The sequence below is a fragment of the Pseudomonas sp. genome (assembly GCF_002796985.1).
Lineage (GTDB): Bacteria > Pseudomonadota > Gammaproteobacteria > Pseudomonadales > Pseudomonadaceae > Pseudomonas.
This window is the reverse complement of sequence record NZ_PEKX01000018.1, coordinates 110,339-132,088: the sequence shown is the minus strand read 5'-3', so window position 1 is coordinate 132,088 and position 21,750 is coordinate 110,339. Positions and strand designations below refer to the sequence as shown.

Here is a 21,750-nt window from a genome sequence, read left to right as displayed (position 1 = left end):
ACAATGCAATCTCCCACGGACAGCGCGCATGGTAGGCCCACCTCCGATGCCCGGCAACTGGCAGGAAACAACCGGCGCAGCAGTGACTTAGGAGTCCGGATGGCTCATCCGAAGGTGCCATGGGGCGCGTGTCGTGGCGTACAAGGTGCGCGGCATGGCGCCTGCGATCCACACCCGCGAGAAAGCCACAGCGGGCGCCGACATTTGCCCTGCGAACAGGGCAGTCGAAACGCTCGTTGCGGCCGGGTAATTTCACTTTGACATCACATGCTAGACCTCCCGGTCAGCGCCGACAATCCTGCGACAAGTGGCGAACAGCCGCGTTACAAGCCATTACAACGGCCGCCTAAGGAAAGTCCCCGGTCCTGCCGATACAGATAGACACGCAGACCTCTGGCGCATTCCGGGTACCCGCATGAAATTCAAGTCGATCCAGTTTTCCGTGGTGGCGCTGGCCGGGGCCAGCGTTCTGGCGGTGGTGGCCGCGCTGGTGCTGTACGCACTGTTCGCTGGCGCGCGGACCCAGGCACTGGTGCAGGAACGCACCCAGGCGCTACTCGAACAGGTGATCAATGAGCGCCTGGTGGCCCTCGCTCGCGGGCAGGTCAGCCAGATCCAGCGCGAACTGGAATACCCGCTCACCGTTGCCCGCGGCCTGGCCAACACCAACGCCCTGCTCGATGAGACCGACGCCAATGGCCAGCCGTTGCTGGGCATCGGCCGCGCCGGCATGTCCAACCTGCTGCGCCAGACCGTGGCACAGAACCCCAAGCTGCTCGACGCCTTCGCCGGCTGGGAACCCAATGCCTTCGCCGGCAACGACAGTCAGTACTCCGGCCTGCCCGGCTACGACGCCAGCGGCCGCTTCATGCCCTGGTGGTACCGCAAGGACGGCGGCCTGACCGTCGAAGCCATGGGCGACACCCTGGAAAGCCAGAAGATGCAGCCCACCGGCGTACGCGAAGGCGAGTACTACCTGTGCCCGAAAGAAAAGCACCAGCCCTGCATCATCGACCCGGCGCCCTACGAGATGGGCGGCAAGATGGTGCTGATGTCCTCGTTCAACGTCCCGATCATGGTCAAGGGCCAGTTCAAGGGCACCGTTGGCGTGGACCTGTCGCTGGACTTCATCCAGGACCTGCTCAAGACCGCCGACAGCCAGTTGTATGACGGCGCCGGCGAGATGGCGCTGATCTCCACCAACGGCCGCCTGGTCGCCTACACCAAGGACCCGGCCAAGCTCGGCGAATCCGTCAGCAGCGTGCTGGACGCCAATGAAGTGGCCAATCTGGCCAAGCTCACCCTCGACCAGCCGCTGACCTCGGTGGACCAGGAGCACGGCCACATCGAGCTGTTCCTGCCCTTCACCATCGCCGATTCCGGCGCGCGCTGGACCCTGATGCTGCAACTGCCGCAGGAAGCGGTGCTGGGCGACCTGAGCAAACTGCAAAGCGACCTGAAATCCCAGCGCGACAGCGACACCCTGGGCATGGCCCTGGTGGGCCTGTTGATCGCTGGCATCGGGCTGGCCGTGATCTGGCTGGTCGGCCACGGCATTGCCCGCCCGCTGCGCCAGTTGGTCGGCATGCTCGACGACATCGCCCAGGGCGAAGGCGACCTGACTCGTCGCCTGTCCAGCGACCGGGGCGACGAACTGGGCTCCATCGCCAAGGGCTTCAACACCTTCCTCGGCAAACTGCAGGGCATGATCGGCCAGGTGGTGACCTCGGTGCAGCACGTCAGTGATTCCTCCGAACACACCGCCGACATTGCCATCCGCACCAATCAGGGCGTGCAGAAGCAGCTGGCGGAAATAGAACTGGTGGCCACCGCCGTCCACGAGATGACCGCCACCGCCCAGGACGTGGCGCGCAATGCCACCCACGCGGCCGAAGCGGCCAACCATGCCGACCAGGCCGCGCACCACGGCAAGCGCATCGTCGAGAGCAGTTCCACGGCGATCCAGGCGCTGGCCAGCGAGATCGGCCGCGCGGTAGGCGTGGTGCAATCGCTGGCTCGCGACAGCGAGAACATCAACGCGATCCTGGTGGCCATCCGCGGCATCGCCGAGCAGACCAACCTGCTGGCGCTCAACGCCGCCATCGAGGCCGCCCGTGCCGGTGAACAGGGCCGGGGCTTTGCGGTGGTCGCCGACGAAGTGCGCAACCTGGCGCAGAAGACCCAGCAGGCCACCCAGGAAATCCAGACGATGATCCAGCAGTTGCAGCATGGCACCCGCGAAGTGGTGCAGGTGATGCAGCAAAGCCAGGACAAGACCGAGGACAGCGTGCGCCATGCTGGTGAAGCGGCCCAGGCGCTGGAGTCGATCACCCAGGCGGTGTCGGTGATCAACGACATGAACACCCAGATCGCCAGCGCCGCCGAGGAGCAGAGCGCGGTGGCCGAGGACATCAACCGCAACGTCGCCAACATCGGCATGGTGGCCAACCAGGTCGCTGGTGGCGCCGACGAGGCGTCCCAGGCCAGCGCCGAACTGACCAAGCTGGCCGAGCAGCAGCGTCGGCTGGTGAATCAGTTCAAGGTGTAAAGCTTGCAGACTCGCACAACGGTCTCAATCGGCCCCGTGACGCCATAAGTGTCGTAGGAGCAACTGTCTTCTTCTGAAAGTCCGTGCCTGGGATTTCCCTCTCCCTAACCCTCTCCCTTCAGGGAGAGGGCGAGGTCTGGCACGGGGTTTCAGGTAGGAGCGGACTCCGTCCGCGATGGTCCCCAGCTCGCGCGGAAGCATCGCGGATGAATCCGCTCCTACGGGAAAGGCACTGCACTGCACCCTCAGGCCGGCGTCAGGCACTCCGGCCCGTTACAGGTGGGGTCGTTGACGAAGTTCGCCAGCACCTGCTCGCGCAATCTCGCCAGGGGTAATTGCAGCAACTCACGCAGGCGCGCCGGGTCCGTCTCGTTCGACAGCCACTGTGCCTGCTCCTGGGCATCGAGAATCAGCGGCCGGCGTAGGTCGCCCGCCGCCTGGGTCAGCATCGCCACGCTGTAGTAGGTGTGGCCTTCCACTGGGTACGCCTCCCACACCCCCGCGAAGCAGATCAGCCCGCCGCCGGAAATCCAGTGCGGCCGCTTGCGCATGCCGCGCCATTCGTAGAAGCCGTTGGCCGGCAGCAGGCAGCGGCGCTGGGCGAAGGCGTCGCGGAACATTGGCTGTTCGACGATGGTTTCGGTACGGGCGTGGGCCGGAGTGCGCGACAGGTCCTTCAGCCAGGCCGGCGTCAGGCCCCAGCGAGCGAGGTCAGCGCGGCGCGCGCCGTTCTCCTCGCGCAGGATCAGCACACGGGCGCCAGGTGCGACGTTCCACTGCGGCTGCAGGTCTGCCGGGAAGCCGGTGTTGTCGGCAAGCTCGCGGTTCCAGCGGAACAGGGCGTAGCGGCTGGTCATGGGGACTCGTTGGGGGGCGTGTTGGAGAGAGTCAGCAAAGCAGGACGCCAGGGCCACCTTCGTGATCGTCGACGGCGCCCGGCAGCGGTTGCGCGGCATTGTACGCGGCGATCAGCTCCCGCGCCCGCCCGGCCACCTCATCCTCCACCCACAGGTGCAACAATCCCATGCCCGGCAGTTCGCCAATGCCGCCGACCAGGTGGCGCCCGCCCAGGTGCGACGAAATGCCCTCGTTGGCCAGCATGCCGCCCAACAGCTCGGCTTCGATCAGGTCGGCGGGTGCGTAGATTCGCTGCATCAATCGTCCTCGCGCAGGGCTTCCAGGGTCCAGTCCACGCCGTCGGTGTGGAGCTGAAACAGGATCGGCCGGCAACACACCGGGCAATCTTCATAGTAGCTCTGGTCGCCGCCGGAGAGGTCGAGCGAGGCCTCGGCCGGCTCGCCGCAATAGGGGCAGGAATAGGCCTGACTTTCGAGCATCACTGGTTCCTCCGTGACTTCCGTTTATAATCGCGCGGTCTTTTTGGGTGCCCGCCTGGCCGGTGAGTCGGCGGCATACCCTTGCGGACCGTCTACTTCGCGGCCCGACCCGTGATACCCCCAGAATTCATAGAGAGCATGATGGGCGAGTTCGAAGCCATCCGACCGTACAACGACGCCGAAGTCCCGGCTGTCCTGCAGCGCCTGCTGAGCGATGACGCCTTCCTCGGCGCGCTGGCGCGTTACCGTTTCCCGCGACTGTCCGGCCCGTTCGGCTGGCTGCTCAGACCTCTTATAGCCCATCGGCTGGCCCGCGAAGTCACGGGCATTCGCAGCGTCGGCGAACTGCAGGACAAGGTCGAGCCCTACGTTGACCGGACCATCGAGCACGCCACTGACGGCGTCACCTACTCGGGCGTCGAGCGCCTGAAGCCCGGTCGTGCCTACCTGTTCATCGCCAACCACCGCGACATCGTGGTCGACCCGGCCTTCTGCAACTACGCGATCTTCCACGCCAAGCTGCCGACGCCGCGCATCGCCATCGGTGACAACCTGCTGCAGAAGCCCTTCGTCAGCGACCTGATGCGCCTGAACAAGAGCTTCATCGTGCACCGCTCGATCAGCGGCCGCCGCGAGAAGCTGGCGGCGTACCAGAACCTTTCGGCCTACATCAATCACTCGATCTGCCAGGACGTCCAGTCGATCTGGATCGCCCAGGCCGAAGGCCGCGCCAAGGATGGAGACGACCGCACCGATTCGGCGATCCTCAAGATGTTCCACATGAGCCGCAAGCACGAGCCGTTTGCCGAGGTGATCCGCGAGCTGCACCTGATTCCGGTCTCGATCAGCTACGAGTACGACCCCTGCGACGCCGCCAAGGCCCGCGAGTTGTACACCCGCGCCACCACGGGCGAGTACACGAAGGCGCCGGGCGAGGACGACCGCAGCATCGTGCAGGGCATCACCGGCTACAAGGGTCGGGTGCACATCAATTTCGGCGAGGAGATCACCGGCGACTTCGCCGACGCCAAGCAGCTCGCCGCCGAGCTGGACCGGCAGATCCTCGGTAACTACCGGTTGTTCCCGGTGCACTACCTCGCCTACGAGGCTTCCGAGCTGCGCGATGCCGCGCTGAACGTGCCGCGCGCCGAGAGCCTGTTCAAGGCCGAAGAACTGCAGCGCGCGCGCACCGAATGGGAGCGCCGCCTGGGCGAATGCCCCGCGGAGCAGCGCGGCCACCTGATACTGCAATACGCCAACCCGGTGCTGAACCAGTACCGGCTCAAGCAGCAGGCATGAAAAAGGCGCCCTCGGGCGCCTTTTTCGTTTCTCGGCTACGGCTCAGAGCTGAGTGCTGTACCAGCTCACCGTCACCGCCAGCGCCATGCAGGCGAAACCGAAACGGTAGAAGAAGCGGTTCATCCGCGCGGTCGGCTCGACGCTGTCCAGCGGCACCGGCTCGACTTCGCTCTCGGCGACCAGGCGCGCCAGGGCGAGGCGTTCGCGGCGACGGGTGGCCAGCAGCAGCCAGCCTCCAGCCAGGGCGAAGAACAGGGCCAGGTCATTCACGATACGACCGGGATGGGCCTGGAAAAGACTCCAGAGCGCCTGCAGCGACATCACAACCTCCGCTTCAGAACTGCACGCCATCAACTTCGAAGCAAAGCGGGGTCAGTCTGGACGAACGGGCATGGCCCGTCATGGATGAGAAACAATCGACCGGCATTTTATCCGCTGGCCCGCCATCGCAGCCAGCGCGCAACGCTTATTTACGACGAGCGTAAGAATGATCGAGAAACGGTCTAAGACCTCTCCTGCGCCCTGGCACGTTGCTGGCTTGAACGAATTCTGCCAATCCGGTCTTTCGCCAAGGAGATTCGCCATGCTCGACATCGTCCCCCACGAAAACGCCTACTTGATCGAACACCTGGAAGAAATCGAAGCCGTGGTCGTCGAACTCTCGTTCAACGTCCAGGACGACCACTGGCTGGTCTACACCCAGGCCTGCGGCCACGAGCACCTGGACCTGCCGGAAACCCACGAGCGCATGCGTTCGTTCGAGGTCGACCCGTACCGCCAGGCGGCCTGATCACCCGGTCAGCGCCCATGAAAAAGCCCGCCTTCCGGCGGGCTTTTTCATATCCCTACGCGTCGATCAGCGCTGGTTCAGCGTCTGGCCGATGGTCGGGTCCTTGAATACGCGGGTCAGCGCATCGCTGAGCACTTCGCTCACCAGCTTGGTATTGGTCGCCTGGTTGGGCGCCATGCCGAAACGCTGGTTGGTGGAAGCGCCGTAGCGGCCGCTGTAGCGACGCGTGCCGCTCTGCACGTCGGCGCGGAAGGTCGCGCCGATGTCGGCCTCGGTGACATACATGCCTTCCTTGGGCGACTGGTACTTCAGCTCGGCCAGGGTCAGGGTCAGTTGCGGCGCGTTATAGGCGTTGGCCGACGGGGTGAAGCCCAGCAGGCGCACGGCGGTTTCAGCCTGTAGTTGCAGCTTGGGGATCACGTCCTCGCTGCGCACGGTCAATTGGCTGGTTTCCGAATACAGGCCGCCACGGGTCCCCAGCGCGGTGCTCGGACGACCGTCGACGACTTTCACCACCACCGGTTGGCCTTGGCCAACGGCAGCGACCGGCCCCTTGAATTCGGGGGTCGGGTTGAGTTGTTGCGGGCTGAGCGCGCAGCCGGTCAAGGTCAGGCTGGCGGCAGCGATAAAGCCGAGCAACAGGCGAGGCAGCATGCTCATCTCTCCATGGGGTAAGCGATGGCCGGCAGTATACCGGCGGGCAGCGCGGTCAGATAGCGCTTGGCCATTGGACGCGGAACCCGTTCTCAGGGTTCCCTGAGCGCGCGTCGATCAGCCGCCTTGACCCGCCTCCGAGCGAGACGCACCGGGTCGGGAGGAAAAGGTAAATCAAGAGGTACCTCCTAGGAAAAAAGTCTAAGGTGCAGGGCTTTTTTTCTGTTTCGCCGTTATAATCGCCCCCCGATTATAAGGACGCCTCCTGGTCGGGCCCCGCACGATGCCGACACACCGTGTCTCGCCTCTGCCACCCCTCAAAGAGAGTCGCCACTCGCCTCGGTCACTGGCCGTCGCGCTTAGTACGTTCGTTGCGCAGAACTTGGCATGGATGCAGCCGCCCCCTCCGCACGGAGGCCGGACCGGCCCGCGACGACGATCCCCTTTGAGCTTCACGTCTCCAAAAGAGCGTGATCGAAGGTTTTTCACTACTTCACGAGAGTGTGGCGAGCAATGAAGAGTTTTGCGTTGGTAGCACCATTGACGTCTGACCCCGCAGCACTGAATCGCTTTTTCGGCACCGGAAGCCGCGCATAAGCGCCACTTTTGGATGCACTTGCGGATGAACTGTCTGTCCGTGGATTGCCGAGAAGGTGCACATTTCTCCTCCTCCGATCCCGGCCCGAGACATTCGCGAAAGGTCACTGCGACCTGAGAAGAATTCGGACTGGCGGCTTTCCCGCATCGAGCGCGAAGCCCCTGTCACAACTGGCTGCTGATAGTTTCTGGAGACGCGTTAATGGCGCAGAACGATTACGAATCGATGGACGTGCTGCTGGTCGGCGCCGGCATCATGAGCGCAACCCTGGCTGTCCTGCTCAAGGAGGTCGATCCGGGCGTCAAGCTCGAGATCGTCGAACTGCAGGAATCCGGAGCCATCGAGAGTTCCAATCCGTGGAACAACGCCGGCACCGGTCACGCCGGCCTCTGCGAGCTGAACTACACCCCGCAGGCGGCCGATGGCTCGATCGACATCAAGAAAGCGGTGAACATCAACGCCCAGTTCGAGGTGTCCAAGCAGTTCTGGGCCTACCTCACCGGGAAGGACGCTTTCGGCGCGCCGCGCAACTTCATCAACCCTGTTCCGCACATGAGCTTCGTGCGTGGCAAGGACATTCCGTTCCTGAAGAAGCGCCATGAGATGCTCAGCCAGCATCACGCCTTCACTTCGATGGAATACACCGAGGACCGCGCGAAGATCGCCGACTGGGCCCCGCTGACCATTCCCGGCCGTCCGGCCGACGAGCAGGTCGCCATGACCCGCGTGGAAAGCGGCACCGACGTCAACTTCGGCGCCCTGACCAACCAACTGCTGGGCTACCTCTCCAGCCGCGAAGGCAGCGAAGTTCGCTACTTCCAGAAAGTGGTGGGCCTGGCGCGCAGCGGCGACGGTTGGCTGGTAGACATCAAGAACACCCAGACCGGCGATGCGCGCAAGATCAAGGCGAAGTTCGTCTTCCTCGGCGCCGGCGGCGGCGCGCTGCCGCTGCTGCAGATGTCCGGCATCCCGGAAAGCAAAGGCTTCGGCGGCTTCCCGGTGAGCGGCCAGTGGCTGCGTTGCGACAACCCCGAAGTGGTCAAGCACCACCAGGCCAAGGTCTACAGCCAGGCCGAAGTGGGCGCCCCGCCGATGTCCGTGCCGCACCTGGACACCCGCGTCGTAGAAGGCAAGACCTCCCTGCTGTTCGGCCCCTACGCCGGCTTCTCCACCAAGTTCCTGCGCCACGGTTCGTTCCTCGACCTGCCGCTCTCGGTGCGCACCAGCAACCTGCTGCCGATGCTCGCCGTGGCCCGCGACAACATGGACCTCACCCGCTACCTGGTGAAGGAAGTCATGCAGTCCATGGACCAGCGCATCGAAGCCCTGCGCAAGTTCTACCCGGAACTGAACCCGGCCGACTGGCGCCTCGAAACCGCCGGCCAGCGCGTGCAGATCATCAAGAAGGACCCGAAGAAAGGCGGCATCCTGCAGTTTGGCACCGAACTGGTGGCATCCCAGGATGGCAGCATCGCCGCCCTGCTCGGCGCATCGCCCGGCGCTTCGGTGACCGTCTCGATCATGCTGGGCCTGCTGGAGCGCTGCTTCCCCGAGCGTTACCAGTCGGCTGAGTGGACGGCGCGGCTCAAGGAAATCTTCCCGGCCCGCGAGAAGCAGCTGGAAACCGACGCCGCGGTCTACCGCGAAATCAACCAGATGACCGCCGACCGCCTGCAGATCGTCGCTGCGTCCTGAGTGCTGCACTCATGAAAAAGCCCGCCATCCGGCGGGCTTTTTCGTTTTCGCTGTCCCGTTTTCGTTTTAGCAGCAGGCTCAGTGGCAGCTGACCATCCAACCGACGCCGAAACGGTCGGTGAGCATGCCAAAGCGCTGCGCCCAGAAGGTTTTCTCCAGCGGCATCTCGACTCGCCCCTCCTCCGCCAGGGCGGCGAACGCCTGCTCCGCCGCCACCACGCTGCGCAACGTCAGGTGCAACGAAAAACCATTGAAAGCGGCGTTGTGCTCGCCACGCCCATCGGACAGGAAGACTTCCGTTTCGCCGATCTGCAGGCTGGCGTGCATCACCTTGTCCAGCCAGCCATCGGGTACCGGCGAAGGGCCGGGTGCCTCTTCGTAGCGCATCAACGCCCCCAGTTGAGCACCCACTGCGTGTTGGTAGAAGGCAATGGCCTCATCGGCACGACCATGGAAAAACAGATAGGGCTGTACTTGCACGGCTTCGTCCTCGCCTTGTCGTTATCGTTCTGAGGGAAAGTCTAGGCGGGGATTTGGTGAGGTGTCCGGCGAGTCTGTTCGTAGGATCGGTGGAGCGCAGCGATACCCATGCGATCTGCGGCTCGGAAGTGATGGGTATCGCTGCGCTCCACGCCATCCTGCTTCGAGTTCCCCTACCGAATTCGCGAACGAAAAAGCCCGCGCAAGGCGGGCTTTTCAGCGCATCGACAGGATCAGCCGCGAGCGGCCTTGATCACTTCGATGTAGGGCTCGGCCTGGCGCTGGTCCTGGATCAGGGCGATGAAGTCCTGGCCCCGAGCATCCTTGGCGGACAGGTCGTAGCCAGCCTCGACGAAGAAGCTGACGAAGCGCTCGAAGTCGTCGACACGCAGGCCGCGGTAGGCCTTGACCAGCTTGTGCAGGGACGACGGGGTGTCGTCGGCCGGTTCCACGTCGAGGAACAGCTTGATGGCGTCGTCGTTGATCTCTTCGCCAATCACCTGCTTCTTGTCTTTACGCATCGCTCGCTTCTCTCTACGGCTGTCTCGGGGATCGCGGCCGGCAACGGCTCAGGCCGGGCACCACGGGTCGGGCAGTTTAACCCTGCGCCGGGCGCGGCTCAACGCGCACGCACCGCGCCGGTATGCAAGTCAGCCCAGATATGGCCGTTGCCGTAGGTGAGGAACTGCACGTAAACGGTGCCGTTGCGCAGCAGGTCGAGCAGCTGTGGATAAGCCGCCTGCGGGTAATACAGGCTGAGCACGCGGGTCTTCTCGTCGTAGGCCGGCTTCTTCAGGCTCTTGCCCTCGGCGTCGAAGCTGATCACCACCTGGCTGATCTGCGCACCTTTGTTCAGCGGCTTGCCCTTGAGACGCAACAACGACGGCGTGGTAATCGGGATCGGCTGCTGGTTGGACTGCCGCTGGTTGCCCAGCACCACGCTGTATTCGGTGACCTGCAGCAGTTGCTGCTGCTCCGGCTCGCCCTGGCGCAGGCCGGCGTCGTCCGGTGGCAGGAACTGGCTGTGCATCGGCGCGGCAACGGCCATCCCGGACAGACCAAGAGGAAGGCAGAACAACAGCGCCAGCACGGCGCCCGGCATGCGAACGGACATCATCACCTCCGCGGGACAGGGCCGGGCACTCTAGCACGGGCCCGAAGCGACACGACAGGCGCAGATGGCAAGCCCGGCGATACATTGATAGCCTTCAAAGCAACAGTCTTCATACATCGCATCTAACGAATCGAAAGCCGCCATGCTGCACAACGTCTCCGACCTCGACCTGCGCCTGCTGCGCATCTTCGCCTGCGTGGTGCGCTGTGGCGGATTCTCCGCCGCGCAAGGCGAGTTGGGCATGGGCCAGTCGACCATCAGCACGCATATCGCCAGCCTGGAGACGCGCCTGGGCTACCGCCTGTGCGAACGCGGCAAGAGTGGTTTCCGCCTGACCGAGAAAGGCGAGCGGGTGCTGGATTACGCGCAGAGCCTGTTCGCCGCGCTGGGCGACTTTCGCGATCAGGTGCAGTCCCTGGCTGGGCGCCTCGTCGGCGAACTGCATCTGGGCCTGGCCGACAACATCGCCACCCTTCCCGACGCACGCATCCACCAGACTTTGGCGCGCTTCAACCGCCGCGACCAGGACGTGCGCCTGCATTTCCTCATCGAATCCTCCAGCGAACTGGAGCGCCTGGTGCTCGGCGGCCGCCTGCACCTGGCCATCGCCTGCTTCAGCCGGCGCCTGCCGAACCTGCGCTACGAGCCGCTGTACCACGAGCGAGTAGCCGTGTTCTGCGGGCGCGAGCATCCGTTGTTCGACAAGCCAGTGAAGGACGCCGGAGAACTGGAAAGCTGCGACTGGATTCAGCACGGCTATGCAGTGGCCGACGTACAGCTCCCAGCCGACCCACAACGCAGCACGGCCTTCGCCCAGCACATGGAAGCGGTGCTCCACGCCGTGCGCGCGGGCACTCACCTGGGCTATTTGCCAACCCACTACGCCGAACGCTGGGTCGAACAGGGCGAGATGCGCGCGCTGCTGCCGGACAGCCTCGGCTACGGCATCACCCACAGCCTGGTGGTGCGCGACGAGCCGGGGCACAACGAAGCACTCCAGGCGCTGGTCGAGGACCTGCGCCTGGAGCATGGGGTGTCGCCGATCAGCGCGGCGCGGTGATGTGCTTGATGTCGAAGAACGCCGACAGGCCCCACGGCCCCAGCTCGCGGCCGATGCCGCTGCGCTTGCCGCCACCCCAGGAAGTCTGCGGGAACACCACTTGCGGCGAGTTCAGCCAGACGTTGCCAGCCTCCAGGTTCTCGGCAACGCGCTGGGCGCGGTCCAGGTCGGCGCTGCACACGGTGGCGGCCAGGGCGAAATCGCTGTCGTTGGCCTGACCCAGGGCGTCCGCTTCATCGGCGAAGGTGCGCACACAGAGCACCGGGCCGAAGATTTCCTCGCGCCACAGGCGGCTGCTCGCCGGAACGTCGGTGTACACGGTCGGCTGGATGAACCAGCCCTCGGCCGCTTCACCGCCGGTCAGGCAGGCCAGGCCTTCGTCGCGGGCCACCGCGAAGTAGTCAAGCACCTTGCGGTACTGCGCTTCGCTGGTCATCGGGCCCATGTCGGTCTCGCCGAGCAGCGAATCGCCGACGCGCAGGCCTTCCACCGCAACCTTCAGCTTCGCCAGCAGCGGCTGGGCGATAGATTCCTGCACCAGCAGCCGCGAGGTAGCGGAGCACATCTGTCCAGCGTTCCAGTAGACGCCGGCGATGATCCACTGCACAGCTTCGTCCAGGTCGCAGTCCTCGAACACCAGGATCGGCGACTTGCCGCCCAGCTCCAGGCCCACCGGCAGGGTGCGCGCGGCAGCGGCTTCCATGACCTTGCGCCCGACGAGGTTGCTGCCGGTGAAGGACAGCTTGGCGATACCCGGATGGCTGCACAGCGCGGCGCCAGCATCAGCCAGGCCCGGCACCAGGTTCAGCACGCCGGCCGGCAGGCCGATGGCGTCGGCGATCTCGCCCAGCACCAGTTCGATCAGCGGGGTGATCTCCGAGGGCTTGAGCACCACGGTGCAGCCCGCCGCCAAGGCCGGCGCGACTTTCCAGGCGCTGGTCACCAGCGGGAAGTTCCACGGCACGATCAGACCGACCACACCGATGGGCTCGAAGCGGGTCTGCGAGCGGTAGCCGGCGTCCGGCAGGGCCACCTCGGCGTTCTGCCGGGCATCCAGTTGATCGGCCAGTTCGGCGTAGTAGGCGAAGGTGGCGATGGCGTCGCCGATATCGATTTCCGCTTCCAGGCGCGGCTTGCCGCTGGCCTGCATCTGCAGGGTGATCAGCGCTTCGCTGCGGGCTTCGAGCTGCTCGGCGAAGGCGCGCAGGTAACCGGCGCGCTGGGCGGCGCTGGTCAGCTTCCAGTCGGCGAAGGCGCGCTGGGCGGCAGCGACGGCGCGCTCCACGTCGGCTGAACCGGCGCAGGCGACTTCCGGCAGAGCTTCGCGGGTGGCGGGAGCGATCGGGCGCAGGACGGCGCCGCTGTCGGCGGGCTGCCATTGGCCATCGATATACAGGAGACGGGACATGCGAACCTCAGGCGATTGTCTGGTGAGGGTCGCAGGATAGATGGGGCATGCATCGCTAAAAATGCGAGTCAGCACATGCATGCATTGATCGATATCGATGCATGCCCTGGCGTAGGAGCGGACTCCGTCCGCGATCGGTTAACCGCCGCTCCGTTGGGCTACAGCGTTGGGCGAAGCTATCGCGGACAGAGTCCGCTCCTACGCGCGTGCAGAATTCAGAGTGGGAATTGAGAACGCATCCAGGCCAGGTACTCGGCCGCGCCCGGTTCGCCCTCGCGCGGCGCCCATTGCCCGCGCTCGTCCTCGCCCAGCGGTACGAAGGGGCCGGCCTTGGCCTCGAACATGATGCTGTCCGGCTCCAGCGCCACCATGGCGTGGAAGGTTCCCGGCGGCAGGTCCGCGCCGACGCATTCACCGCCCGCACGCAGAACGCGGGTAGTCAGCAGTTCACCAGCGTCGGAGAAAATCAGCAGGCCCAGCGCGCCCTTCACCACCAGCAGGCTTTCGGCCTTGTCCGGGTGGCGATGGCAATGCGGTGGAATGTAGCTGTCGGGCTGCAGCGCATTGAGCAGGCGATGGCAAGGCTCGGTCTGCTCATGGAAGTTGTGGTTCTGCCGGCGCCGGGGGCTGGCCGCGGCACGGGCCGCGACCTCGTCGAACAACACACTGTCGAGAAAACGCGGCCCGCTCATCGTCAGAGGCCTTTGACGGCGAAGATGCCAGCGGCGTTGCGCCAGTAGCCCTTGTAGTCCATGCCGTAGCCGAAGATGTAGCGGTCGATGCAGGACAGGCCCACGTAGTCGGCCTTCAGGTCCGGACGGGCCTTGCGGTCGTGGTCCTTGTCGATCAGCACGGCAGTGTGCACGCGCTTGGCGCCAGCGTGCTTGCAGAAGTCGAGGATCGCCGAGAGGGTGTGCCCTTCGTCGAGGATGTCGTCGATGATCAGCACTTCGCGGTCGATGAAGGAGATTTCCGGCTTGGCCTTCCAGAACAGCTCGCCACCGGTGGTCTCGTTGCGGTAACGGGTCGCATGCAGGTAGGAGGCTTCCAGCGGGAAATTCAGCAGCGGGAGCAGCTTGCCGGAGAAGATCAGGCCGCCGTTCATCACACAGAACACCACCGGGTTGGTCTCGGCCAGCGAGCCGTTGATGGCCTCGGCCACACGGGCAATGGCGGCCTCTACCTCGGCGTTGGTGTACAGGCAGTCGGCTTCGGCCATGACTTGGCGGATGTGCGCGAGATCGACGGACATGGGGGTTCTCCCGTGAAAAAGTGCGCAAAGGTACCTATCGGCGTGCCATGGAGCAAGGGTCAGCGGACGAATGTCGCCGACAATCGTGGCCCAAGATAGCTAGGATGCATTACGCTACCGCAATTTTTTTGCCAGCCCGTCCGGAGAACCCGTCCATGCCCGTACTCGAGATTCGCCATCCCCTGATCCGCCACAAGATCGGTCTGATGCGCCGTCACGATATCAGTACCAAGAATTTCCGCGAGCTGGCCCAGGAAGTGGGCTCCCTGCTGACCTATGAGGCGACCAAGGACCTGCCGCTGGAGAACTACGAGATCGAAGGCTGGGCCGGCCCCGTGCAGGTGGAAAAGATCGCCGGCAAGAAGATCACCGTGGTGCCGATCCTGCGCGCCGGCATCGGCATGCTCGAAGGCGTGCTCAGCCTGATTCCGGGCGCCAAGGTCAGTGCCGTGGGCGTGGCGCGCAACGAGGAAACCCTCGAAGCGCACACCTACCTGGAAAAGCTCGCGCCGGACATCGCCGAGCGCCGCTCGCTGATCATCGACCCGATGCTGGCTACCGGCGGCTCCATGGTCGCCACCATCAACCTGCTCAAGAAAGCCGGCAGCAAGGACATCCGCGCCATGGTGCTGGTGGCCGCTCCCGAAGGGATCAAGGCGGTCAACGATGCGCATCCGGACGTGCTCATCTATACCGCTTCCATCGACCAGTGCCTGAACGAGAACGGCTACATCATGCCGGGCCTGGGCGATGCCGGTGACAAGATCTTCGGCACCAAGCAGAAGGAAACCTGATTCATGGCCGATGAATTCAACGAACCCCTGTGGCGCCAGATCATCTCTGGCGCGCAGATGCTCTTCGTGGCTTTCGGCGCCCTGGTGCTGATGCCGCTGATCACCGGCCTGGACCCGAACGTCGCGCTCTTCACCGCCGGCTTCGGCACCCTGATGTTCCAGATCGTCACCGGCCGCCAGGTCCCGGTGTTCCTGGCGTCGAGCTTCGCCTTCATCACCCCGATCATCCTCGCCAAGGGCCAGTTCGGCCTGGCGGCGACCATGGGCGGCGTGGTGGCAGCGGGCTTCGTCTACACCTTCCTGGGCCTGGCGGTGAAGGTCAAAGGCACCGGTTTCATCGATCGCCTGCTACCGCCGGTGGTGATCGGCCCGGTGATCATTTCCATCGGCCTGGCCATGGCGCCGATCGCCGCCAACATGGCCATGGGCAAGGGCGGTGACGGCGCCGAGCTGATTCCCTACAAGACCGCCATGTTCATTTCCATGCCGGCGCTGTTGACCACGCTGATCGTCGCGGTATTCGGCAAGGGCATGCTGCGTCTGGTTCCGATCATCGCCGGCGTGCTGGTGGGCTACGGCCTGGCCTTCGCCTTCGGCGTGGTCGATGTCGCCAAGATCGTCGCTGCGCCCTGGCTGGAGCTGCCGAAGTTCACCGCACCGGAATTCAACTGGCAGGCCATCCTGTTCATCGTTCCGGTGGCGCTGGCCCCGGCCATCGAGCACATCGGCGGGGTTATCGCCGTGGGTGGCGTGACCGGCAAGAACTACCTGAAGACCCCCGGCCTGCACCGCACCCTGCTCGGCGACGGCATCGCCACTTCCGCCGCCGGCATGTTCGGCGGCCCGCCGAACACCACCTACGCGGAAGTGACCGGCGCGGTGATGCTGACCAAGAACTACAACCCGAAGATCATGACCTGGGCGGCGATCTTCGCCATCAGCCTGGCCTTCGTCGGCAAGTTCGGCGCCATCCTGCAGAGCATCCCGGTGCCGGTCATGGGCGGCATCCTCTGCCTGCTGTTCGGCACCATCGCCTCGGTGGGCATGAACACCCTGATCCGCCACAAGGTGGACCTGTCCCAGGCGCGCAACCTGTGCATCGTCTCGGTCACCCTGGTGTTCGGCATCGGCGGCGTGCTGATCGGCACCGGCACCGGCCCGGACGACTTCGGCCTGAAGGGCATCGCCCTGTGCGCCATCGTCGCCATCCTGCTCAACCTGATCCTTCCGGGCGAGGAAGGCTGGGAGAACAAGGCGCTGGAGCAAGGCGCCGACGACTCCCCGGCCGAGAAGCCCGCCGAGTGAAGTTGGGGCGCCGTCTCGCGGCGGCGCCCTGCCCACGCAAAGTCAGGCGAACGCTACCTGCCGAACAGGGTCCACTCCGCATGACAGCTCGATCCCGACAGGAGGCGCGCTCTATCCGCTTCGCCTCGATGACTCCGCTGCTCCTTGCGCAGGTACGCCCGTGAGCCGTGCCGCGTGGCTGTTGCTCGGTCTGATCGGCGCCTCGCTGATCCCCCTGGCCCTCGGCGGCCGAGAGATGCTCGACCACGTCCTGGCCTTCCCGCTCGACAAGCTGCTGATCATGTTCGGCATGATCTGCCTGTGCTGGCTGATCAACGCGCAGAAGCTGCGGGTGCTGCTCAACGGCCGTGCCGGCGAGATCGGCAAGGTGCGCTCGGTGGGCATCATCATGGCCTCGGAGTTCGCCTTCTACGCCACCCCCGGCGGCACAGGCGGCCCGCTGACGCTGATGGCCCTGCTTGCGCGCCACGGCATGCGCCCGGCGCACAGCAGCGCGATCTTTGCCGTGGACCAGTTGAGCGACCTGCTGTTCTTCCTCTGCGCACTGGCGGCGGTGCTGGTGTGGGCGCTGTCGCACAGCGTCAGCCCGAACCTGGAAACGTCGTTGATCACCAGCGGCGTACTAGTGGGCGGCATCTTCTTCGGGGTGCTGCTGCTGGCGCGCTTCCAGCGCCGGGTAATCAAGGCCAACGGCCGCCTGTTCCAGCGCCTGGGGATGAAGCCGCGCACGCGCCTGCACTGGGCGCGCAAATGCCTGCACTTCCGCGACACCCTGGTGAGCTGCCTGCGCCAGCCCAAGCGCCGGCTGCTGCTGATCTTCTTCTTCACCTGCTGCCACTGGGTGCTGCGCTTCTCGGTGCTCTACATCACCCTCAAGGCGCTGGGCGTAGACCTGCACTGGGCCTGGGCCTTCCTGATCCAGCTGCTGTCGCTGGCGGCAGGCCTGGCCACACTGCTACCGGGTGGAGCGGGTGGTACGGAGCTGACCAGCGCCGCGCTGCTCGCCCCGCTGGTGGGCAAATCCACAGCGGCCGCGGCCATCCTGATCTGGCGCGTGGTGACCTACTACTTCTACCTGGTGATGGGCGCGCCGGTGTTCGCCCTGATGGCGGGCCGGCCGTTGCTGCGCAAGCTGATGGGGCTGCGGGAAAGCGCCTGAGGATCAGTCGCTGGCAGGCTTGTCGTCTTCGGAGGGCGTCTTGGGCTTGAGCGAATCCCAGAGCTCGGCGGCGCCGGGAAACTCGGTGCCATCCTCTTCGCTCAACGCTTCGGGGTCGTAACGACTGGTGCAGCCTTCGCCCAGTGTGGGCGGCGGGGTGGCGGTGCCGGGGTTCTTCGGGTCACTCATGTTGACCATCTCCGTTGAGCGCAGCGCCCGCCGTCAGAGGACGGCGGAGCATGCGGAGTACCCAGTTTGGAACGAGACCGGGTGGATCAGTCGAATACCACGGTCTTGTTGTCGTGCACCAGCACGCGGTCTTCCAGGTGGTAGCGCAGGCCGCGGGCCAGCACCAGCTTCTCCACGTCCTTGCCCAGACGCACCAGGTCTTCGATGTTGTCGCGGTGGCTGATGCGCACCACGTCCTGCTCGATGATCGGGCCGGCGTCCAGTTCTTCGGTCACATAGTGGCAGGTCGCACCGATCAGCTTCACACCGCGCAGCGAAGCCTGGTGGTACGGCTTGGCGCCGATGAACGAGGGCAGGAAGCTGTGGTGGATGTTGATCACCTGGTGGCGATACTTCTGGCACAGGTCCGGCGGGATGATCTGCATGTAACGCGCCAGTACCACGTTATCGGCCTTGTGCTCGTCGATCAGGCGCGAGACCTGCTCGAAGGCAGGCTGCTTGTTCTTCGGGTCCACCGGGACATGGAAGTACGGAATGCCGTGCCACTCCACCATGCTGCGCAGGTCATCGTGGTTGGCGATCACGCAGGGGATCTCGCAATCCAGCTCGCCACTGTGCCAGCGGTGCAGCAGGTCGGCCAGGCAGTGCGACTCGCGACTGGCCATCAGTACGACGCGCTTCTTCACCGAAGAATCAGTGACCCGCCATTCCATGGAGAACTCGCGGGCGATCGGCGCGAAGGCCTGGCGGAAACCGTCGATGTCGAATGGCAGGGAGTCGGCACGAATCTCATGCCGCATGAAGAACCAGCCGTTGTCGTTGTCGGAATGGTGACTGGCCTCGGTGATCCAGCCATTGTATGTGGCCAGGAAATTACTCACCTTGGCGACGATGCCGACCCCGTCGGGGCAGGCGATCACCAATCGAAAAGTGCGCATGGGTGTACTCCAGATACATCGCGAAGGCCGCCATTCTAGCGGCTCAAGGGGAAAAGTTCAGCCATTGCCGCGGGGCGCCGACGAGAGTCAGTTCGGTGCATTGCGAGTGCATCGATTAATTATCCGTGAATGAATTAGTTAAATACGTCGACAATTACCGACAAAACTTTTCCCAAGCATTTACTTGAACAACTTCGCTGACTATTATGTCTGCTACAAACTATCCGCCACCGCTGGACACAGAACAAGGTACCCAACATGTCGCTGATCAACGAGTACCGCGCTACCGAAGAAGCCATCAAGGAACTTCAGGAGCGCCTGAAATCCCTGGAGCAGGACGACAAGCTGAAGAAAGAGCTTGAGTTCGAAGAGAAACTTCGTGCGCTGATGGCCAGCTATGGCAAGTCCCTGCGTGATGTCATCGCCCTGCTCGATCCGGACGCGAAGCTGAGCAAATCGCCGCGCGCCGCAAAGACCACCGTGATCAAGCGCGCACGCAAGGTCAAGCAATACAAGAATCCGCACAATGGCGAAGTCATCGAAACCAAGGGCGGCAACCACAAGACCCTCAAGGAGTGGAAAGCCAAGTGGGGCGCCGAAGCCGTGGAAGGCTGGGCCACACTGCTGGGCTAAGCCTTGTGGGCATAAAAAACGCCAGCCTTGCGCTGGCGTTTTTTATGCCTTCAGGAAAGCGCGCGGCGCTACAGGCTATAGCGTGTGCGCAACACCTGCGCATACTTCTCCCACTCTTGCAGCACCAGACGGCCGGCCGGTGAGGCATTGACCAGCTGCTCGCCCATTGCCGCGGCAAAGTTATCCAGAGTATTCGGCGCCCCCCACTCGGCCTGACTCAGGCGGGCACGGCAGAAGTCCTGCCATTGTTGCTGTTCCGTGGCACTCAAAGTTTCCGGGAAATTGCGCGCCCGATAACGGAAGAGAAGTTCGGGAAGTCGTGCATCGTCGAATGGCCATTGTTCTTTCGCCAACCGCGCGGGATCGGCCCGGCGTACCTGTTCGCACAATCGGCGATCACGGTCACCGATAAATCCGTCATACAACTGCTGCTCGGGATCTTCACTGCCTGCGAAACTTTCTTCGGCATACAAGGGCGCGAGTTTGTCCTGCCAGATCGCTTTCGCCTCGGTCAGTGTACGGGCCGCCGCCCGGCAGGCGTCGAGATCCAGGCCGACGCGCTCGCAATCCTGCGGCCGCAATACGGACAGTGGCGCCACGACCGGACATTTGTTGATATGCAGCAGCTTCAGCGGCACCGGCAATTCACCGTCGGCCAGTTCGTCACGGCGCGTGTAGAGACGTTTGCGCAGGGTTTCCGCATCCAGCTCCAGCAGCGGAGAAACATCCACGCCCAGGTCGCAGACGATCAGCGCATTGCGGTTGCGCGGATGCCAGCCCAGCGGCAGCACCACGGACAGATAGTGTCGCGCCGCGGAGAACATGCCGGAGATATGCACCATCGGCTGCAGCATACGCACCTGGTCCAGCACGCCCTGCTTGCCGCGCAGGCGATAAAGGTAGTCGTAGAGCTTGGGTTGGCGATCGCGCACCAGCCGCGCCAGGGCGATGGTGGCGCGCACGTCGGACAGCGCATCGTGCGCCTGACCGTGGTCGATGCCGTTGGCCGCGGTGAGACGTTCCAGCTTGAGGCTGACGACGCCATCCTGCTCGGGCCAGACGATGCCTTCCGGGCGCAGGGCGTATGCGGTGCGCACCATGTCGATGAGGTCCCAGCGGCTATTGCCGCCCTGCCACTCCCGAGCGTAGGGATCGAAGAAGTTGCGGTAGAGGCTGTAACGCGTCACCTCGTCATCGAAACGCAGGGTGTTGTAGCCGGCCGCGCAGGTTCCTGGCTGCGCCAGTTCAGCGTGCAGGCGGGTCATGAATTCGGCCTCGCCCAGGCCGCGCTCCTCGAGGCGATCGGGAGTGATGCCAGTGACCAGGCAGGCAGCCGGGTGCGGGAGGATGTCGTCGCTGGGCCGGCAATAGAGGTTCAGCGATTCGCCTATCTCATTGAGGTTCTCGTCCGTGCGAATGCCGGCGACCTGTAGCGGACGGTCGCGGCGCGGGTCGATGCCGGTGGTTTCGTAGTCGTACCAGAAGATGCTGGCGTTCATCGTTTTTCCTTGCCTGCAAGCGAGTGCGTCGCAGTCTAACAGTGCGACCCACCACACTTCCAAAACGCCTCGCTGGCACCTAGCCAGCCCCCGCCTTTATGATGGGCATCGCAAGGACACTCACTGGAAAGGACTTTCCTCATGCAAGACATTGCCGCACAAAATCCCTACAGCGCCCCGCTGAGCAACCTCGAGCCGGGCGCTGCGCAAGGCTCCGTACCTTCCATCGCTGACGCCCTGACCCGCGGCTACAACTTCCGCCTCGGCGACCTGCTGGGCGAATCCTGGCGCCGCACCAAAGGCGCGAAGGGTCTGATCATCGGCGGCTTCGTGGTCTTCTATGCGGCGATCTTCGCCCTCGTCAACCTGCTCAGCCTGTTCCTCACCGTGGTCGGTGTCGCCGGGATCGCCGGCATGGGCCTGCTCGGTGACAGCGAAGCCGCCGGCGGCATGGCGGTCGGCGCGCTGGTCGCGTTCTTCATCGGCTCCATCGTCCTGAGTTTCATCGCGACCGCCGTTTGCTACCCGCTGCTGGCGGGCGTGAACATGCTCGGCATCCGCCGCGCTGCCGACCAGCCGCTGCGCTTCAACGAAGTTTTCAGCCACTTCGGCCGTACCTTCCAGGTGGTGGTCTGCGTGCTGCTGAGCACCATCATGATCTTCATCGGCTACTTCCTCTTCGTGCTGCCGGGCATCTACCTGAGCATCGCCTACATGCTCGCCATCCCGCTGGTGGTCGAGCGTGGCCTGTCGCCCTGGGCAGCCATGGAAGTCTCGCGCAAGGCCATCACTCAGCACTGGTTCAAGGTCTTCGGCCTGCTGCTGGTATTCGGCCTGCTGTTCATGCTCAGCACCCTGACCCTGGGCATCGCGCTGATCTGGGTGTTGCCGTGGCTGATCGTCGCCATCGGTGTGCTCTACCGCACCATCTTCGGCGTATTGCCGCCGGCCAAGTGATCAAATCGGCCTGAGCCTGCCAGCGCGGTTGCCTCGCCGCA

The 21,750-nt window shown here is 64.3% G+C and carries 24 protein-coding genes; 10 read left to right on the top strand and 14 right to left on the bottom strand.

Annotation, left to right across the window (positions count from 1 at the left end):
• Positions 1–415: 415 nt before the first annotated feature.
• On the top strand, positions 416–2,548 hold the full coding sequence (locus tag CTR55_RS21145) for a methyl-accepting chemotaxis protein (protein ID WP_296289059.1): 2,133 nt from the start codon (positions 416–418) through the stop codon (positions 2,546–2,548).
• Positions 2,549–2,793: 245 nt separating this feature from the next.
• Here the strand turns inward: CTR55_RS21145 and CTR55_RS21140 are convergent, their stop codons facing one another.
• Genes CTR55_RS21140 through CTR55_RS21130 form a run of 3 tightly spaced genes read right to left on the bottom strand, consistent with a single transcriptional unit; the run spans position 2,794 to position 3,885 of the window.
• Positions 2,794–3,405 carry an SOS response-associated peptidase gene (locus CTR55_RS21140; protein WP_296289057.1) on the bottom strand — a complete coding sequence of 204 codons (612 nt, stop codon included), beginning with the start codon at positions 3,403–3,405 and terminating at the stop codon, positions 2,794–2,796.
• 31 nt (positions 3,406–3,436) lie between these two features.
• Entirely contained in the window at positions 3,437–3,703 is a 267-nt protein-coding gene (locus CTR55_RS21135) for a DUF2007 domain-containing protein (protein WP_296289055.1), read from the bottom strand.
• A complete protein-coding gene (locus tag CTR55_RS21130; protein ID WP_296289054.1) occupies positions 3,703–3,885 on the bottom strand; it encodes a CPXCG motif-containing cysteine-rich protein in 183 nt (60 codons plus the stop codon). Before CTR55_RS21130 ends, CTR55_RS21135 begins: the two co-directional genes overlap by 1 nt.
• 138 nt (positions 3,886–4,023) lie before the next feature.
• Between CTR55_RS21130 and CTR55_RS21125 the strand changes: the two genes are divergently transcribed.
• Complete coding sequence (locus tag CTR55_RS21125; RefSeq protein WP_296289052.1) at positions 4,024–5,184, top strand: 1-acyl-sn-glycerol-3-phosphate acyltransferase; 1,161 nt, start codon at positions 4,024–4,026, stop codon at positions 5,182–5,184.
• A gap of 42 nt (positions 5,185–5,226) precedes the next feature.
• On the opposite strand, the gene CTR55_RS21120 is transcribed toward CTR55_RS21125, so the two are convergent.
• A complete protein-coding gene (locus CTR55_RS21120) occupies positions 5,227–5,505 on the bottom strand; it encodes a hypothetical protein (RefSeq protein ID WP_296289050.1) in 279 nt (92 codons plus the stop codon).
• A gap of 262 nt (positions 5,506–5,767) precedes the next feature.
• Here CTR55_RS21120 and CTR55_RS21115 point away from each other — a divergent pair, with 262 nt between their 5' ends.
• Entirely contained in the window at positions 5,768–5,974 is a 207-nt protein-coding gene (locus tag CTR55_RS21115; RefSeq protein ID WP_296289049.1) for a hypothetical protein, read from the top strand.
• A gap of 66 nt (positions 5,975–6,040) precedes the next feature.
• Here CTR55_RS21115 and CTR55_RS21110 read toward each other — a convergent pair whose 3' ends face one another.
• Complete coding sequence (locus tag CTR55_RS21110; RefSeq protein WP_017519726.1) at positions 6,041–6,628, bottom strand: YajG family lipoprotein; 588 nt, start codon at positions 6,626–6,628, stop codon at positions 6,041–6,043.
• A 799-nt stretch (positions 6,629–7,427) separates the two neighbouring features.
• Between CTR55_RS21110 and mqo the strand changes: the two genes are divergently transcribed.
• The gene (gene mqo / locus CTR55_RS21105) at positions 7,428–8,921 is read left to right on the top strand and encodes a malate dehydrogenase (quinone) (RefSeq protein WP_296289046.1); all 1,494 of its coding nucleotides are present in this window, start codon (positions 7,428–7,430) and stop codon (positions 8,919–8,921) included.
• 78 nt (positions 8,922–8,999) lie between these two features.
• Here mqo and CTR55_RS21100 read toward each other — a convergent pair whose 3' ends face one another.
• The 3 genes from CTR55_RS21100 to CTR55_RS21090 form a co-directional block, all read right to left on the bottom strand.
• Positions 9,000–9,401, bottom strand: coding sequence for a glyoxalase/bleomycin resistance/extradiol dioxygenase family protein (locus tag CTR55_RS21100; RefSeq protein ID WP_138216031.1), 402 nt, complete (start codon positions 9,399–9,401; stop codon positions 9,000–9,002).
• Positions 9,402–9,634: 233 nt separating this feature from the next.
• Positions 9,635–9,922 (bottom strand): PA4642 family protein, encoded by a 288-nt coding sequence (locus CTR55_RS21095; RefSeq protein ID WP_296289042.1) that lies wholly within the window; start codon positions 9,920–9,922, stop codon positions 9,635–9,637.
• Between the two features lie 98 nt (positions 9,923–10,020).
• Positions 10,021–10,515: a hypothetical protein gene (locus tag CTR55_RS21090; protein WP_296289040.1), complete on the bottom strand. Its 495-nt coding sequence runs from the start codon at positions 10,513–10,515 to the stop codon at positions 10,021–10,023.
• A 142-nt stretch (positions 10,516–10,657) separates the two neighbouring features.
• Between CTR55_RS21090 and CTR55_RS21085 the strand changes: the two genes are divergently transcribed.
• On the top strand, positions 10,658–11,575 hold the full coding sequence (locus CTR55_RS21085; RefSeq protein ID WP_296289039.1) for a LysR family transcriptional regulator: 918 nt from the start codon (positions 10,658–10,660) through the stop codon (positions 11,573–11,575).
• Here CTR55_RS21085 and CTR55_RS21080 read toward each other — a convergent pair.
• The 3 genes from CTR55_RS21080 to CTR55_RS21070 all read right to left on the bottom strand — a co-directional run bounded on the left by CTR55_RS21080 (position 11,559) and on the right by CTR55_RS21070 (position 14,235).
• The gene (locus tag CTR55_RS21080) at positions 11,559–12,983 is read right to left on the bottom strand and encodes an aldehyde dehydrogenase family protein (protein ID WP_296289037.1); all 1,425 of its coding nucleotides are present in this window, start codon (positions 12,981–12,983) and stop codon (positions 11,559–11,561) included. The two genes, CTR55_RS21085 and CTR55_RS21080, sit on opposite strands and share 17 nt — an antisense overlap.
• Positions 12,984–13,198: 215 nt before the next feature.
• Complete coding sequence (locus CTR55_RS21075) at positions 13,199–13,675, bottom strand: WbuC family cupin fold metalloprotein (protein ID WP_296289034.1); 477 nt, start codon at positions 13,673–13,675, stop codon at positions 13,199–13,201.
• Between the two features lie 2 nt (positions 13,676–13,677).
• Positions 13,678–14,235: a hypoxanthine-guanine phosphoribosyltransferase gene (locus CTR55_RS21070; RefSeq protein ID WP_296289033.1), complete on the bottom strand. Its 558-nt coding sequence runs from the start codon at positions 14,233–14,235 to the stop codon at positions 13,678–13,680.
• 155 nt (positions 14,236–14,390) lie between these two features.
• On the opposite strand from CTR55_RS21070, the gene upp reads away from it, so the two are divergent.
• The 3 genes from upp to CTR55_RS21055 all read left to right on the top strand — a co-directional run bounded on the left by upp (position 14,391) and on the right by CTR55_RS21055 (position 17,493).
• Entirely contained in the window at positions 14,391–15,029 is a 639-nt protein-coding gene (gene upp, locus CTR55_RS21065; protein WP_296289031.1) for a uracil phosphoribosyltransferase, read from the top strand.
• A 3-nt stretch (positions 15,030–15,032) separates the two neighbouring features.
• Positions 15,033–16,334: a uracil-xanthine permease family protein gene (locus CTR55_RS21060; protein WP_296289030.1), complete on the top strand. Its 1,302-nt coding sequence runs from the start codon at positions 15,033–15,035 to the stop codon at positions 16,332–16,334.
• 160 nt (positions 16,335–16,494) lie between these two features.
• Complete coding sequence (locus CTR55_RS21055) at positions 16,495–17,493, top strand: lysylphosphatidylglycerol synthase transmembrane domain-containing protein (RefSeq protein ID WP_296289028.1); 999 nt, start codon at positions 16,495–16,497, stop codon at positions 17,491–17,493.
• 3 nt (positions 17,494–17,496) lie between these two features.
• Here CTR55_RS21055 and CTR55_RS21050 read toward each other — a convergent pair whose 3' ends face one another.
• Together CTR55_RS21050 and purU are read right to left on the bottom strand one after the other, a co-directional pair.
• Positions 17,497–17,682 carry a hypothetical protein gene (locus CTR55_RS21050; RefSeq protein ID WP_296289027.1) on the bottom strand — a complete coding sequence of 62 codons (186 nt, stop codon included), beginning with the start codon at positions 17,680–17,682 and terminating at the stop codon, positions 17,497–17,499.
• 86 nt (positions 17,683–17,768) lie between these two features.
• Entirely contained in the window at positions 17,769–18,620 is an 852-nt protein-coding gene (gene purU, locus CTR55_RS21045; protein ID WP_296289026.1) for a formyltetrahydrofolate deformylase, read from the bottom strand.
• Between the two features lie 258 nt (positions 18,621–18,878).
• Here purU and mvaT point away from each other — a divergent pair, with 258 nt between their 5' ends.
• A complete protein-coding gene (mvaT, locus tag CTR55_RS21040; RefSeq protein WP_296289025.1) occupies positions 18,879–19,253 on the top strand; it encodes a histone-like nucleoid-structuring protein MvaT in 375 nt (124 codons plus the stop codon).
• 68 nt (positions 19,254–19,321) lie between these two features.
• Here the strand turns inward: mvaT and sbcB are convergent, their stop codons facing one another.
• Positions 19,322–20,752, bottom strand: a complete 1,431-nt coding sequence (gene sbcB, locus CTR55_RS21035; RefSeq protein WP_296289023.1) for an exodeoxyribonuclease I — start codon at positions 20,750–20,752, stop codon at positions 19,322–19,324.
• 141 nt (positions 20,753–20,893) lie between these two features.
• Between sbcB and CTR55_RS21030 the strand changes: the two genes are divergently transcribed.
• Positions 20,894–21,709, top strand: coding sequence for a hypothetical protein (locus CTR55_RS21030; protein ID WP_296289021.1), 816 nt, complete (start codon positions 20,894–20,896; stop codon positions 21,707–21,709).
• The last annotated feature ends 41 nt before the right edge of the window (positions 21,710–21,750 follow it).